This window comes from Neisseria mucosa (assembly GCF_013267835.1).
Taxonomy (GTDB): domain Bacteria; phylum Pseudomonadota; class Gammaproteobacteria; order Burkholderiales; family Neisseriaceae; genus Neisseria.
In genome coordinates this window covers 1,630,520-1,644,692 of record NZ_CP053939.1, presented here as the reverse complement: position 1 = coordinate 1,644,692, position 14,173 = coordinate 1,630,520, and the positions used below count along the sequence as shown (strand labels likewise).

The window sequence follows — 14,173 nt, the reverse complement described above, 5'->3', positions numbered from 1 at the left end:
TCCTTGAAAATAAGGGGGCTTTAAAGCCCCCTTATTCTACTCCTTATTATTCAACTGCGGTAATACGGAGCCTTCGCCCAAGGACAACAAACCGCTTTGCGAGTAAATACCCAGTTTGGCGCGGGTGTCGGTGATGTCGAGGTTGCGCATGGTCAGTTGGCCGATGCGGTCGAGCGGGGTGAACGCTGCGTCTTCGACTTTTTCCATACTCAGGCGTTCGGGTTGGTAGGTCAGGTTAGGCGATTCGGTGTTCAGAATCGAGTAGTCGTTGCCGCGGCGCAGTTCGAGGGTTACTTCGCCGGTAATGGCTTTGGCAACCCAGCGTTGGGCGGTTTCGCGCAACATGAGGGCTTGGCTGTCGAACCAGCGGCCTTGGTAGAGCAGGCGGCCGAGGCGCAGGCCGTTGATGCGGTATTGTTCGATGGTGTCTTCGTTGTGGATACCGGTTACCAAGCGTTCGTAGGCGATGTGGAACAACGCCATGCCCGGGGCTTCGTAGATGCCGCGCGATTTGGCTTCGATGATGCGGTTTTCGATTTGGTCGCTCATGCCCAAGCCGTGGCGGCCGCCGATGCGGTTGGCTTCGAGGAAGAGTTCGACGGGGTCGGCGTATTCTTTGCCGTTTAATGCAACCGGCACGCCTTCTTCAAAGCGCACGCTGACTTCTTCAGGTTTGACTTCGACGTTTTCGTCCCAGAAGGCAACGCCCATGATGGGTTTGACGATTTTGATGCCGCTGTTGAGGAATTCCAAGTCTTTGGCTTCGTGGGTGGCACCCAGCATATTGGAGTCGGTAGAGTAGGCTTTTTCAACCGACATTTTGTAGTTGAAGCCGTTGGCAATCAGAAATTCGCTCATTTCGTGGCGGCCGCCGAGTTCGTCGATAAATTGTTGGTCGAGCCAAGGTTTGTAGATTTTCAGCGTGGGATTGGTCAAGAGGCCGTAGCGGTAGAAACGCTCGATGTCGTTGCCTTTGTAGGTGCTGCCGTCGCCCCAGATATTCACATCATCTTCTTTCATGGCGGAAACGAGCATGGTGCCGGTAACGGCGCGGCCTAGAGGCGTGGTGTTGAAATAGGCGATGCCGCCGGTGGAAACGTGGAACGCGCCGCATTGGATGGCGGCAATGCCCTCATGTGCCAACTGCGCGCGGCAGTCGATCAGGCGGGCGTTTTCCGCACCGTATTCCATCGCTTTTTTGGGAATGGCATTGTAGTCGTCTTCGTCGGGCTGGCCGAGGTTGGCAGTGTAGGCATAAGGCAGCGCGCCTTTGAGTTTCATCCACAACAGCGCGGCGGAGGTATCGAGGCCGCCGGAGAAGGCGATGCCGACTTTTTGGCCGATGGGGAGATTTTGTAAAATGGTATGGTTTTGGCTCATGGGAATTTCTCCAGACTTGAAAAGTTGAAACCATTATCTTATAAATGGAATACATTGTCAGCAATAGGCCGTCTGAATGTTCGAAGGCCGCATTAAAGAAACCTCATCATGAACGCTTTTAACCTCATCATCATCGGCGACGAAATCCTGCACGGCAGCCGCCAAGACAAGCATTTCGCCTTTTTCAAATCTTTATTGGAATCGCACGGGCTGAAACTCAATCAGGTGCAATACCTGCCTGACGAGCCCGATTTGCTGGTCAAACAACTGCGCCGCAGCTTTTCAGACGGCCTGCCGACTTTCGTTACCGGCGGCATCGGCTCTACGCCTGACGACCACACGCGCCAAGCCGCCGCGGCTGCTTTGGATTTGCCCGTCGTCCGTCATCCTGAAGCCGCCAAGTTTATCGAAGGCGTAACCCTGAAACGCGGCGAGCCGCTTGATTCGCCGGAACACGCCCAACGCCTGAAAATGGCGGATTTTCCCGAAGGCGCGGAATTGGTGCCCAATCCGTTTAACAACATCGCCGGATTTTCCATCCGCGGGCATTATTTCTTCCCCGGCTTCCCCGTGATGGCGCACCCGATGGCCGAATGGGTATTGGAGACTTATTACGCCGACCGCTTCAACCAAACCGAACGCGGCAGCCGCAGCGTGTATGTGTTCGACCAACCCGAATCGCGCATTACGCCGATTATGGAACATCTTGAACATACCTACGCCGGTATCCGTTCGTACAGTCTGCCCACCGTGGGCCGTACCGCTTCAGACGGCCGTTATATTCCGCCGCATATCGAGTTCGGCATCAAAGCGGAAGGCGAGGCCTGCCGCTTGCTGGATGCTGCGTGGGAAGATGCGTTGCAGGGCTTGCAGGCGATTGGCGCGACTTTGAAAGAAACGGTGGAATAATGCACTTATCCCCAGCCCAATCCAGACGCGCACTGACTTTTGCCTCTTTGCTGTTTTTGCCGCCGACCCTCATCATCGGCATTTGGCTGGCGCAATATGGCGGCTTTGCTTTCGAGCCGCCGCTGATGCACGCTGTCCATGCCCATGCGGGCACATGGTTTGATCCGATTGCCACCGTGTTGCACTATCTGGGCAAAACCGCGATTGCCGTGCCGCTGATCGGCGCGGTTGCCGCCGCCCTGTATTTTGCCGATAAGAAGCGCGAAGCACTGTTTTGCGTGTTGGCGGCATTGGTGCCGACTGTGAACATGCTGATTGTGAAGGTATGGTTTGCCCGCGAACGCCCGCTGCTTTGGCCGCGCCTGATTGAAGAGAGCAATTTTTCCTTCCCCAGCGGCCACAGTACGTTTTCCGCCGCCATTGCCGTCATGCTGATATTGCTTTGCCGCCGCACGTGCTACCGCCGCGCCGCTTGGGTGGCCGGTATTGCCTTTGCCCTGTTGACCGGGTTTTCACGCGTTTATTTGGGCGTGCATTATCCCACCGACGTTTGGGCGGGCTGGACAAACGGCACGCTGACTGCTTTGCTGGTGTATATGCTCATCTTCAGGCCGTCTGAAAAATAGAAGAAATAATTATGAATACACGTTCACCCAACACGCCTTATTGGCTCAGAAACGGCCACGCCGACACTCTGTTTGCCAAGTTGCTGCAAGGCAAGGCGCCCGACTACCGCCGCGAGCTTCTGCCCGACAGCACCGGCAAAACCCAAGTTGCCTACGATTTTGTCGACAGCGCCGACCCCGATGCGCCGCTGGTGGTTTTGTTCCACGGATTGGAAGGCAGCAGCGAGAGCCATTACGCGGTCGAGCTGATGAAAGCCGTGCAGCAGCGCGGTTGGAACGGCGTGGTTGCCCATTTCCGCAGTTGCGGCGGCATCGCAAACACCGCGCCCGTGTTCTACCACCTCGGCGATACGCCCGAAATCGCCTTTATGCTCAACACGCTTGCCCGACGCTATTCAACCATTTACGCCGTCGGCGTTTCTTTGGGGGGCAATGCCTTGGCCAAATATTTGGGTGAGCAGGGCAGCAATGCCGTTCCGCGCGCTTCTGCCGTCGTTTCCGCGCCGGTTGATGCCGTGGCGGCCGGTACGCGTTTTGATCAGGGCATGACGCGACTGATTTACACGCGTTATTTTTTGAATTCGCTGCTGCCGAAAGCCCGAGCGATTCCTCAGTTTCAGACGGCCTTGAGCCGGCAAAACTGCAAAACGCTTGGCGATTTTGACGACCGCTTTACCGCGCCGCTTCACGGTTTTGCCGACCGCCACGATTACTACCGCCGCAATTCCTGCAAGCCGTTTCTGAAAGGCGTGGATACGCCGTTGCTGCTGCTCAATGCCGTCAACGACCCCTTCCTGCCGCCGGAAGTCCTGCCGACCGGGCGGGACGTGTCCTCGGCCGTTACGCTGCTGCAACCGGCATATGGCGGTCATGTCGGCTTTGTCAGCCGCGATCGGGGCCGTCTGAATCTGCAATGGCTGCCGCAAACCGTGTTGGACTATTTCAAACAGTATCAGCCGTAAATGGAAAAGGACATGTATGCGACATGTCCTTAGAGTGTAGAAAGTAAAAAGGCCGTCTGAAAACAAGTTTCAGACGGCCTTTTGAATGGCTTGATTATTTGCCTTTGTTGTCGGCTTTGGCTTCTTTTTTCAGAGAAGCGTACAACTCAGGGTCGCGGTTTTTCAGCAAGGACGCAACGGCCAAGTCGTCACGGTTGACTTTAGCCAAATCTACGCGCTCGATGTGTACCAAACGCAGCAATTCGCGTACAGGTTTAGGCATATTGCGGCCGGATTCGTAACGGGAACCACCGGATTGAGTCACACCAATGCGACTCCAGAAGTCCATTTGGTTCAGGCCGAGTTTTTTACGGATATCGCGGATATTTTCAATTTTTTCGAACGATTTCATGAATCTTCCTTATTGTGGTATTTAGTGTATGCCATTAGGCATAAAAAAGGTCTGCAAGAATGCCGGCATCCTTTTCCCTATTGTTTTTTGGGGTGATATGTGGGCGTATTGCAAATGGCTGATCTAGATAATTAGACAGTATATTCGAAAGAAGTTTTCTGCTGTCTGCCATAATTTGTGTAAATATTTCTTAATTCATTATTTCAGTAAAATTTTGTTATATAAATCATTAAATTATGCGTTTATCTTAGATATGGCATAAGCAAATTTTTACATAATTAAACAATTCAATATGGGTAAAAACTTAATTTCGAGTTTTTATTCGGTTTTCTGGATTGAGAATGCGAATAAATTTTAGGCCGTCTGAATCTATGTTTTCAGACGGCCTGAAGGTTTTTTCAAGGTTAAGGCTTACCGCTGGCAGGGCTGACGGTGAGGATTTCGTAGCCGGTTTCGGTAACCAAAACTTCGTGTTCCCATTGGGCGGAGAGGGAGCGGTCTTTGGTGACCACTGTCCAACCGTCGTTCAGGATACGCAGATGGCGTTTGCCTTGGTTGATCATCGGCTCGATGGTGAAAATCATGCCCGGTTTGAGGACGAGGCCCTCACCTTTGCGGCCGTAGTGGACCACTTGCGGCGCTTCGTGGAAACCGCGGCCGATGCCGTGTCCGCAGAATTCCTGTACTACGGAGTAGCCGGCATTTTCGGCAACCTGTTGGCAGGCATAGCCGACATCGCCGAGGGTAGCGCCGGGTTTGACCGCTTCGATACCTGCCATCATGGAGGCGTGGGTCACGTCGATCAGGCGTTGGGCAATCGGGGAGACTTTGCCGACTGTAAACATACGGCTGGAGTCGCCGTGGAAACCGTCTTTTTTGATGGTTAGGTCGATGTTGACGATGTCGCCTTCTTTCAGCGGCTTGTCATCGGGAATGCCGTGGCAGATGACGTGGTTGACGGAGGTGCAGCAGGATTTCGGGTAGGGCGGGTTGCCGTAGTTGAGGGGGGCCGGATAACCGCCTTGGACGTTGACGTGGTAGTCGTAAACGAGTTTGTCGATTTCGTTGGTGGTTACGCCGGGTTTGACGAATTGGCCGATGTAATCGAGGGCTTCGGCGACCAAGCGGCCGAGTTCGCGCATTTTTTCGATTTCTTCGGGGGTTTTGATGATGACTTTGTCCATGAGGTTTCCTTCTTGTTTCAGACGGCATGGAGGTCGTCTGAACGGGACGGGTATGCCGTCTGTTTAAAACAGGTTGTCGAGATTGTCTTTATTGCGCGGTTTGGCTTGTGGTTTGGCCTCAGGCTCGGCTTTCGGAGTCGGTTTGGACTCGGGGGCTTTGGCTTTTGCCGGTTTGTTTTCTGCTGCTTGTGCGGTAGGTTTGTTGCTTGCGGCTTTGTTTTCTACCGGCTGGCTGTCTGCTTTAGGTTTGTTTTGAGTGGCAGAGCTGTTGTTGTCGGATTGTGTGTTTTCTGATTTGTCGGTTTCAGTGCGTTTGTTTTCTGTGCGTTTGCCGCGGTGTGCAGCGGGGCGGTCGTTTTTTACACCTTCTTCCGCTTTTTCGCCTTTTTCGTTTTGTGGAACGACAGGATTGCCGGAGGCGGTTTTTGCGTCGCCGTCTTTGGTAGGCTGAACGGTTTCAGGTTCGACTGCGCCGTTGGGGCGCCAAACTTCGATGCGTGTGTCGGTTTGTTCGGCAGGACTTTTTTCGGGTACGTCGGTTTTGCCTGAGTTTAGGGTACTGAATACGCCGGCGACAAGGGCGGCAACGGCGATAAAGCTGACAAGGAATAAAGCGCGGATTAGGTGTTTGGGCTTAAGTTGGAAAGGGGTTTTATTATTCTTTGACATGATGGGTTGGGTAATCGTTGGAGGAATGGCCGTCTGAATATTCAGACGGCCCCGGGTTGCCTGTGAATCAGTTGGCAACGTAGTTTTGATAGAGGGTCACGACTTTTTGTACGCCGACGGTCGTGCTGACTTTTTGGGTCACGCGGGCTTGCTCGTCAGGGGTGAGGATACCCATCACATAGGTCACGTTGCCGTAAGTCACGATTTTAACGCGTGCCTGGGTGGCCGGGCTGAGGCCCAATAGGGTCGCGCGGACTTTGGATGTGCCCCAAGTATCGTTGGTCACGTCACCGAGCGAACGCGCTTGTGAGGCCACGGTGATGTAGTTGTACACGCCTTCTGCGGCTTGTTCGGAACGGGCGATGCGTTCAACAAATTGTTTTTCACCTTCGGTAGCCACTTGGCCGAGCAGGAGCAGGTGGCGGTTGTAGCCGACAACGTTCAGTTTGGGCGTGTAGCCTTGGACTTGGTTGTTTTGGCGCAGGTAGGAGCGTGCGGTGGTTTCGACGCGCAGTGCCATAACGTTGTCGTCGGTTTGCGCGCCTGTGGTGCGGCGGTCGACGGCGGATTTGGTGCCGACGGCTGCACCGCCGATCAGTGCGCCGACGCAGCCGCTCAGACTCAGGCTCAAGAGGGTCGCGGTCAGAACGGGGAGGGCGTAGCGTTTGATATTCTTCATATCCTTTTCCTTGGGTATGGACGGTTGGGCGTTCAGACGGCCTTTAAGGGATGTGCCGTCTGAAAAGAAAGGGTTACATGCCTTCAAGCAGGACGGAGTCGATGCAGTCGCACATGGCGTGAATCAGCAAAATATGGTTTTCCTGAATGCGGGCAGTACGCGGATAAGGGACGTTGAGCAAAACGTCGGTATCTTTGAGCATGGCGGCGATTTTTCCGCCGTCGCGGCCGGTCATGGCGATGACGTGCATGTCGCGCTCGTGTGCCGCTTTGATGGCTTCGATGACGTTGGCGGAATTGCCGGAGGTGGAGATGCCGACCAATACGTCGCCGGCACGTCCGAGCGCGCGCACTTGTTTGCTGAATACATGGTCGAAACCGTAGTCGTTGCCGATGGCGGTCAGGGCGGAAGTGTCTGTCGTCAGCGCGACAGCGGCCAATTCCATGCGTTCTTTTTCAAAACGGCCGGTCATTTCTGCGGCGAAGTGTTGTGCGTCGGCAGCCGAACCACCGTTGCCGCAGGCCAGGATTTTGCCGTCGTTCATCAGGCATTGCAGCATCAGCTCGGCAGCCTGTGCGGTCGGCTCGACCAGTACTTTTTCGGCTTCCTGCTTGGCGCGGATGCTCTCGGCAAAATGCGCGGAAACGCGTTCTTGTAATGTTGTCATGAGGTTAACCTGTAATATTTTGAATCCATTCGGGTTGGCCGTCGCCCTCGATCAGTACCGCGTCCAGGCGGCAGGGCGCATGGTTTAACCCGTGCTTTTGCAGATAATACTCTACACTTCGTTGCAATTTCAATAATTTGGACGGCGAGATGCTGTATGCGGCACCACCGAAACCTCGGTTTTTGCGGTATTTTACTTCAACAAACACAATCATACCGCCGTTTTTGACAATTAAATCGATTTCGCCGTAGGCGCAATGCCAGTTCCGCGCCAGCAGCGAGCAGCCTTTGCCCAGCAGGAATGCCAGCGCCGCATCTTCGGCCGCCGCCCCCTGTTTGTGGTTTAAGCGCATGAAAAGTTTACCCGTTATATAATTATTGTTTTTAAAGAGACGCCGTTTCAGACGGCCTTGAATCTATGTACACAAAACACCTGCAAAAAGCCGTCGACAGCATCGAAAAACAGACATTATACGTTGTCGCCACACCCATCGGCAATTTAGCCGACATAACGTTGCGCGCGCTGGCCGTGCTGCAAAAGGCTGACATTATCTGCGCCGAGGACACCCGTGTTACCGCCCAGCTTTTGAGTGCGTACGGCATTCAGGGCAAACTCGTGAGCGTGCGCGAACACAACGAGCAACAAATGGCCGATAAAATCATCGCCCATCTTTCAGACGGCCTGAGCGTCGCCCAAGTTTCGGATGCGGGTACGCCTGCTGTTTGCGATCCCGGTGCGAAACTTGCCGCCCGCGTGCACGAAGCCGGATTTAAAGTAGTGCCTGTGGTCGGCGCAAGCGCGGTCATGGGGGCGTTGAGCGTGGCCGGTGTGACGGAATCCGATTTTTATTTCAATGGTTTCCTGCCGCCTAAGGCCGGCGAACGCCAAAAGCTGCTGGCCAAATGGGCGGAAGCCAATTTTCCGATTGTGATGTTTGAAACGCCGCACCGTATCGAAGCAAGCCTTGCGGATATGGCCGCGCAGTTCCCCGAACGCCGTTTGACTTTGGCGCGCGAAATCACCAAAACATTTGAAACTTTCCTCAGCGGCACGGTTGCCGAAATCCAAACCGCCCTCAAAAACGACAGCAACCAAACACGTGGCGAGATGGTGCTGGTGTTGCATCCTGCCGTGAAAGAGAAGCACAGCGATTTGCCCGAGGCGGCGCAAAATACCATGAAAATCCTTGCGGCCGAGTTGCCGACCAAACAAGCCGCCGAGCTTGCCGCCAAGATTACCGGCGAAAGCAAAAAAACCTTGTACGATTTAGCGTTGGAGTGGAAACGGATTTCAGACGACGCTTGAGGTCTTGCAGGCTTATTTTTCTCAACTTGTGGTGTGAACAATGCGACGATTTCCTACAGGCAAAAGGCTGGGTATTGTTCGTTATCCGTTTGCCGGTTCTACAGGCTTTATATAGGTAAAGTTCTGTTTGCCGCATTGCTCCCCCCCCCTTGTAATTTACAATGACACTGCATACAACTAGTATGTTCTTAAATCTTTCAATCTACGGGAGTGGACTTATGAAACAAAACATCATCGTTGCTTTATTCAACATCTCCAGCGAAGCTTATCAAGCCTTTTCTGAATTGAAAGCTTACTCGCAGACAACAGATGCTTTGGTGGCACAAGCCGTTTTGGTTAAAAAGGAAAATGGTCTGATTATCCCAGCAGAAAGCACCGACTTTACCGCCAATACGGTCGAAGGCACATGGACGGGCGGCCTCATTGGTTCGCTGGTCGGCATCCTCGGCGGTCCTATCGGTGTTCTGTTGGGTGGAGCTACTGGCGCACTCATCGGCAGTGATGTAGGCACTGCCCAAACATTGGGAGAGGGGGCGTTGCTAGAAAATACAGCCAAAAAACTGGATAACGGCAGTACTGCGATCATTATTTTGGCGCAAGAATCCAACGAAGCTGTATTGGATGCTTTCTTCCACCGTTTCAAAACCGTTATTCTCCGACAAGATGTAGCCGTTGCCCAACAGGACGTATTGGCAGCAATAGAAGCGCAGGAAGAAGTGGCACGTCAGGCACACGAAGCGTGGAAAAAACAGCGCAAAGCCGAACGCAAAGAGAAAGTGGAAGCCTTCAAGGCCGACATCAAACAAAAATTCGACGAATTGGCAGCCAAGTTGAAATAACACTGCCACCAACCCAAGGTATGTAACCGCTCAAATTTTCCGTTTCGGATGCATGCCAAACCAGTTTGAGGCTACCTGAAAATCTATTTTTCAGGTAGCCTCTCCCTTTTTCATGCCCCGAGACCTTTGCAAAGGTCTCGGCCTTTTTATAATTGGATTTTAGATTGATCCAATAGGTTCAATACGCTTCTAAGTTTGCGTTTCAGACGGCCGCGATGTTTGGCAAACCTGCTTCAACGCTGCCATGCGCTGCGCAAATATTCGATGCAGTCGGTCAGGGCGTAAAACGGGGCGTTGCCGTGATTGGCGTTGGGGTAGAGGGTGAAGCGGACATCTGCGCCGAGGTGGTGCAAAGTGCCGGCAAGGATTTTGGCTTGTGCGACCATGCCGCGGCTGGTTTGGTCGGGACGGTTGTTTCTGCCTTCATGTTCGCCTGCGCCAAGGCGGATGCCGATTCCTTGCGGCAAAGCGTCGGGCAGCCAATCGAGTACGCGGCGCTCTTGCCACCAGATAGACGGCGAAACCAGTAAATAATGGCGGAATCGTTCGGGACGGGTGAACAGGGAATAGAGGCCGTACAGTGCGCCGAACGAATGGCCGAAGACGGCTTGGTTTTGGGTATCGATGCGGTATTTGCTGTCGAGCAGGGCGGAGAGTTCGTCATCGATAAAGTGGCTGAAGCGGTCGGCCTGGCCGTATTGTTTGCGTTCGGATTCGGGCGCGTTATCGGGCAGCGGCGGCGTGTAGTCGAGGGCGCGTTGGCTTAAGTCGCGGATGGTGCCGCCGGTGTAGCCGATGCCGACAATCAGACAGGCGGCATGGCTTTTGGTGATGGGGTTGATGAGCAGGGATTGCGCCATATTGAGGATGGCGGGGAAAAAGGCATCCCCGTCAAGAATATACAGCACGGGATAGCCGCTTGCCGGACGTTCGCCGAGTGCCGCGGCTTGAATGCGGTAGGTGCGGCCGGTGTGGGCGGAAGTAAGGGCGGTTTCTTCGGCTTGCAGCAGGGTGGCGGCTTGCCAGTTAGGACGGATGGACATGATGGGGTGCTTTAATCAATGGTTGCTTAAGGGAAAAGGCCGTCTGAACAATGGTTTTCAGACGGCCTTATTGTACGGATTTCTGCCTTTTTAACAATACGCGCAATTAGCGTACGTCAACGTAGGAGCTGCTGTGCAGTTCGCGCAGGAGGTTGGTGGTCGCCTGTTGCGCTTTTTGTTGGGACAGGTATTGGCGGACGGCGTTTTGTTGGCGCTCTTCAGGCGTACCTGCTTCGCGGACGTCGTTCAGCTTGATGATGTGCCAGCCGAATTGGGTGCGGACAGGGGCGCTGATTTGGCCGGGTTTGAGTTTGTGGACGGCTTCTTCAAATGGGGCAACCATCATGCCGTCGGCAAACCAGCCTAAATCGCCGCCATTGCCGGCGCTGCTGTCTTGCGAGTATTGGCGTGCCAAACCGCCGAAATCTGCGCCGCTGCGGGCTTGTGAGTAGATTTTGCGGATGGTGCTTTCTGCGCCGACGGCGGCATTGTCGTTGTCGGCTTTAATGAGGATGTGTTGGGCATGATATTGGCGCACAGGGTCGGCTTCGGGCAGGGTGATGCCTTGTTGTTTGGCCTGCTCGATGTAGCGTGCCACTTCGGAGTCGCTCACGCGGCTGTTTTGCATGATGGCCTGTTGGCGCACTTTTTCAACAATAATGCTGTCGGCGATGTCTTGACGGACGGCGGCAGACGGATTTTTGATGTTGGGGTTGTGCGCGATGACGGCTTCGATTTCGCTATCGGTCGCTTGGATGTTGCGGCGTTTGCCGGCTTGGAGGATCAGGGATTGGTTGATCATTTGTGCCAAGACCTGTTGGCGCAGCTCGTTGGCGTCCATTTGTGTGCCTTTCGGCATGGTTTGACGCGCTTGTGCCACGGCTTGTTCTACTTGACGGTGGGTAATGACTTCATTATCGACAACCGCGGCAATGCCGTCTGAAAGATGTACGCCGCTTTGTACGGCAGGCATGGTGGTGGCGCTGACGGCAGGGGCTTTGGCTGCGCGCGCTTTGCCTACTTTGGCTTTAGGGGCGGCGTGTGCGCCTACTGCGAGAGTGAGTGCGGCGACGAGAATCAGGGGTTTGAAGTTCATTGTTTGACTACCTCGTTGGTTTTGCTGTAACCGGGAATGGCTAAGCGGAGTTTTTCGAATGGGTTGTTGCCGATATTGCTCAAGTCTTTGAGTTGGAGGTTGAAGAATACGGCGTTTTTGTGGCTGTTTTCGCCGGTAACATAGCGTTGGCCGACCAAGCTTGCGCTCCAGCAGCCGCAGTTGCTTTTGTATTCTGCACCGATGAGCATTTCCAGCGGTTTTTTGGCTTCTATTTCGTAGTTGTAACGGGCGACGGCGTACAGGTTTTTGCTCAACGGCCATTGGGCGGCAAGGTCGACTTGGCTGAGTTTGTCATAGAAATAGTCGCCGTTGGCTTGCAGATAGATACGCTCGTTGCGTCCGTATTTGTAGCGCGCGCTTAAGACTTTGCCGGGTTCGGGGTTGTAGGCAATCCCTGCGGCGTAGCTTTCGGCACGGCTTTGGTTTTGGTTGTAGTGGATGTCCAAGTCGATGCGGATGCTCGGGGTAATGTTGCCGTGTGCAAAGGCTACCCAGTCGGATTGGCTGCGCGGATAATTGCTGACGTTGCCGTCAGGCAGGACGTTGTCTTTTTTGAAATAAAATTTTTGGCCGATACCTGCACGGAAGAGTTCCGCACCGGTGTTGGGGTTGAGGATGCGGCTTTGTGTGGCCAGCGTCAGGCTGTTGGCCGAATTGATGCGGTCGTTGCCGGAATACAGGTTTTCGCGGAACAGTTGCGAATAGGTAAAGCTGTTTTCGGAGCTGTCAAAATTGGGCAGGTCGTTTTGGGACTTGGTCGGAATGTAGTTGTAAAACAGGCGTGGTTCGAGTGTTTGCAGGTATTCTCCGCCGAAGAGCCGGGCCCTGCGCTCGAAAGTCAGGCCGCTGTCGACGTTGATAATCGGCAGGACGCGGCTGACATTGCGGCCGCTTTGACCGTTGAAGCTGTTGAGGCTGTAATAAGTGGCGTGTACGCCGACTTTAGGTCGGATGTAGCCCCATTGGTTGTGGAAATCCCATTTGACGCTCGGGTAGAGTACCACGCGGCTGCCGTCTTGCTTGGTATCGTGGTCAAAACGGGTGAATTGGCCGAACACGTTGAGTTGCGCTTTGCCGAGATGGCTTTGCCAACGGCCGGTCAGGCGGGGCATGATGGCATAAGGTTCGTCTTTATAGCCGTCTTGGTTGGCCAGCGTTTGGTATTTTTGTACGCGCAACGAGCCGTCAAAGCTGCCGCCTAGCAGTTTGTCGCTGTAATTGAGCCATGCCTGACGGTCGAGGTTGACGTTGCGCGCGATGTCTTCGCGGCCGTAGAAGTCGCGGTAGTAATCGTCGTCGGAAACTTGGTTGTAGTTGATGCCGCCGCTGATTTTGCTGTTCAGCTGCTGCTGGTGTTTCCATTTGAACTGGTAGCGGTTGTTGTGGACGCTTTTTTGGTCGTTCGGCATCCAGTCGCCATCGACTTCGCCGCTGTAATTCGGTTGCAGATAACGGACTTGGCCGCCCAGTTGCACGCCGCGTTTGCTGATGATGCCCGGGCGGATGGTGGCATCCAAATTCGGCGCAAGGTTGAAGTAGTAGGGCAGGCTCAGCTCAAGGCCGTCTGAACCGGTGGCAATGGTCGGAACGAGCAGGCCGCTTTTGCGGTTGCCGTTGATGGGGAAGTCCGCCCAAGGCGTGTAGAGGACGGGTACGCCGCCGAATACCAGCGAAGCGTGTTTGGCCACGCCGATACCTGTCGATTCATCGGCTTCGATGCTTTGCGCTTGGATATACCAGCTGGCATCGCCGGGCGAACAGGTATTGAATTTGGTGTTGATGAGTTTGTAGAGGCCTTTACCTTTGAGTTCGGCTTTTTCGCTGACACTTTGAAGGCGGCTGCTGCCTTGCTCGGTATTGAGGCGCACGGCAGTGCCGGAACCGGTTTGGTTTTTGAGGTTGTAAACCAATTGGTCGCCGGATACGGTCGAACCGTTTTGATACAGGGTAAAGCGGTCGCCGGCGGTAACGGTATCGGCGGCTTGGTCGTATTGCGCCCAATCGGCGTTGAGAACATCGGCATTGCGCTCGACAATGACGTCGCCTTCGGCACGGACGCCGACTTGGGTCTGACCTTCTATTTTATCGGCGTTGACGCGGGTGTAATCGGCAGGCAGGGCAGGCTCGCCGCTGCGTTTGATTTCGGCGGTTTCGGCCGGCTTGGCATCTTTGTGGTCGCAAAACAGGCAAGTGCTGCCCAAGGAAAGCGGATCGGCTTCGCTTTGGCCGGTTTTTGCCGGTTTGGATGCGGCGGTGTGGGCAGGGGTATAGTCTTCCGCCTGCGGAACAGAAGCATCTTCCGCGCGCACGGTTGTTGCGCCAAAGCCCATAATTAAGGCGAGTACCAAGGGTTTGAGTGAAAATAAACGAGCCAAAATCGCCCCTTAAATCGGTTTGCCAGT

Annotated in this window: 15 protein-coding genes; 5 read left to right on the top strand and 10 right to left on the bottom strand. The window is 54.3% G+C overall.

Features of this window, described 5'->3' with window-relative positions; translation table 11 throughout:
* Positions 1-36: 36 nt before the first annotated feature.
* Positions 37-1,380 carry an argininosuccinate synthase gene (gene argG, locus FOC66_RS07780; protein ID WP_003749378.1) on the bottom strand — a complete coding sequence of 448 codons (1,344 nt, stop codon included), beginning with the start codon at positions 1,378-1,380 and terminating at the stop codon, positions 37-39.
* A gap of 108 nt (positions 1,381-1,488) precedes the next feature.
* On the opposite strand from argG, the gene FOC66_RS07775 reads away from it, so the two are divergent.
* Genes FOC66_RS07775 through FOC66_RS07765 form a run of 3 tightly spaced genes read left to right on the top strand, consistent with a single transcriptional unit; the run spans position 1,489 to position 3,877 of the window.
* Positions 1,489-2,289 carry a competence/damage-inducible protein A gene (locus FOC66_RS07775; protein WP_003749379.1) on the top strand — a complete coding sequence of 267 codons (801 nt, stop codon included), beginning with the start codon at positions 1,489-1,491 and terminating at the stop codon, positions 2,287-2,289.
* Positions 2,289-2,915: a phosphatase PAP2 family protein gene (locus tag FOC66_RS07770; protein ID WP_003749381.1), complete on the top strand. Its 627-nt coding sequence runs from the start codon at positions 2,289-2,291 to the stop codon at positions 2,913-2,915. The genes FOC66_RS07775 and FOC66_RS07770 overlap by 1 nt, the downstream gene beginning before the upstream one ends.
* 11 nt (positions 2,916-2,926) lie before the next feature.
* Positions 2,927-3,877, top strand: a complete 951-nt coding sequence (locus tag FOC66_RS07765) for a YheT family hydrolase (RefSeq protein WP_003749383.1) — start codon at positions 2,927-2,929, stop codon at positions 3,875-3,877.
* 94 nt (positions 3,878-3,971) lie between these two features.
* On the opposite strand, the gene FOC66_RS07760 is transcribed toward FOC66_RS07765, so the two are convergent.
* The 6 genes from FOC66_RS07760 to FOC66_RS07735 form a co-directional block, all read right to left on the bottom strand.
* Positions 3,972-4,268 (bottom strand): helix-turn-helix domain-containing protein, encoded by a 297-nt coding sequence (locus tag FOC66_RS07760; RefSeq protein WP_003680641.1) that lies wholly within the window; start codon positions 4,266-4,268, stop codon positions 3,972-3,974.
* Between the two features lie 404 nt (positions 4,269-4,672).
* The gene (gene map, locus FOC66_RS07755; protein ID WP_225905510.1) at positions 4,673-5,473 is read right to left on the bottom strand and encodes a type I methionyl aminopeptidase; all 801 of its coding nucleotides are present in this window, start codon (positions 5,471-5,473) and stop codon (positions 4,673-4,675) included.
* Positions 5,474-5,515: 42 nt separating this feature from the next.
* Entirely contained in the window at positions 5,516-6,121 is a 606-nt protein-coding gene (locus tag FOC66_RS07750; RefSeq protein WP_003749387.1) for a hypothetical protein, read from the bottom strand.
* Between the two features lie 67 nt (positions 6,122-6,188).
* A complete protein-coding gene (locus tag FOC66_RS07745) occupies positions 6,189-6,800 on the bottom strand; it encodes a BON domain-containing protein (protein ID WP_003749389.1) in 612 nt (203 codons plus the stop codon).
* Between the two features lie 73 nt (positions 6,801-6,873).
* Positions 6,874-7,467 carry a phosphoheptose isomerase gene (locus FOC66_RS07740; RefSeq protein WP_003749391.1) on the bottom strand — a complete coding sequence of 198 codons (594 nt, stop codon included), beginning with the start codon at positions 7,465-7,467 and terminating at the stop codon, positions 6,874-6,876.
* A gap of 4 nt (positions 7,468-7,471) precedes the next feature.
* A complete protein-coding gene (locus tag FOC66_RS07735) occupies positions 7,472-7,819 on the bottom strand; it encodes a YraN family protein (protein WP_003749393.1) in 348 nt (115 codons plus the stop codon).
* Between the two features lie 65 nt (positions 7,820-7,884).
* Between FOC66_RS07735 and rsmI the strand changes: the two genes are divergently transcribed.
* Together rsmI and FOC66_RS07725 are read left to right on the top strand one after the other, a co-directional pair.
* On the top strand, positions 7,885-8,772 hold the full coding sequence (rsmI, locus tag FOC66_RS07730; protein WP_003749396.1) for a 16S rRNA (cytidine(1402)-2'-O)-methyltransferase: 888 nt from the start codon (positions 7,885-7,887) through the stop codon (positions 8,770-8,772).
* A 218-nt stretch (positions 8,773-8,990) separates the two neighbouring features.
* Positions 8,991-9,611: a DUF1269 domain-containing protein gene (locus tag FOC66_RS07725; RefSeq protein ID WP_003749398.1), complete on the top strand. Its 621-nt coding sequence runs from the start codon at positions 8,991-8,993 to the stop codon at positions 9,609-9,611.
* 233 nt (positions 9,612-9,844) lie between these two features.
* Here the strand turns inward: FOC66_RS07725 and FOC66_RS07720 are convergent, their stop codons facing one another.
* The 3 genes from FOC66_RS07720 to FOC66_RS07710 form a co-directional block, all read right to left on the bottom strand.
* Entirely contained in the window at positions 9,845-10,654 is an 810-nt protein-coding gene (locus FOC66_RS07720; RefSeq protein ID WP_003749400.1) for an alpha/beta hydrolase, read from the bottom strand.
* Between the two features lie 106 nt (positions 10,655-10,760).
* Positions 10,761-11,750: a peptidylprolyl isomerase gene (locus tag FOC66_RS07715; protein ID WP_003749403.1), complete on the bottom strand. Its 990-nt coding sequence runs from the start codon at positions 11,748-11,750 to the stop codon at positions 10,761-10,763.
* Positions 11,747-14,146 (bottom strand): LPS-assembly protein LptD, encoded by a 2,400-nt coding sequence (locus FOC66_RS07710; protein WP_430224958.1) that lies wholly within the window; start codon positions 14,144-14,146, stop codon positions 11,747-11,749. The genes FOC66_RS07715 and FOC66_RS07710 overlap by 4 nt, the downstream gene beginning before the upstream one ends.
* Positions 14,147-14,173: the final 27 nt, after the last annotated feature.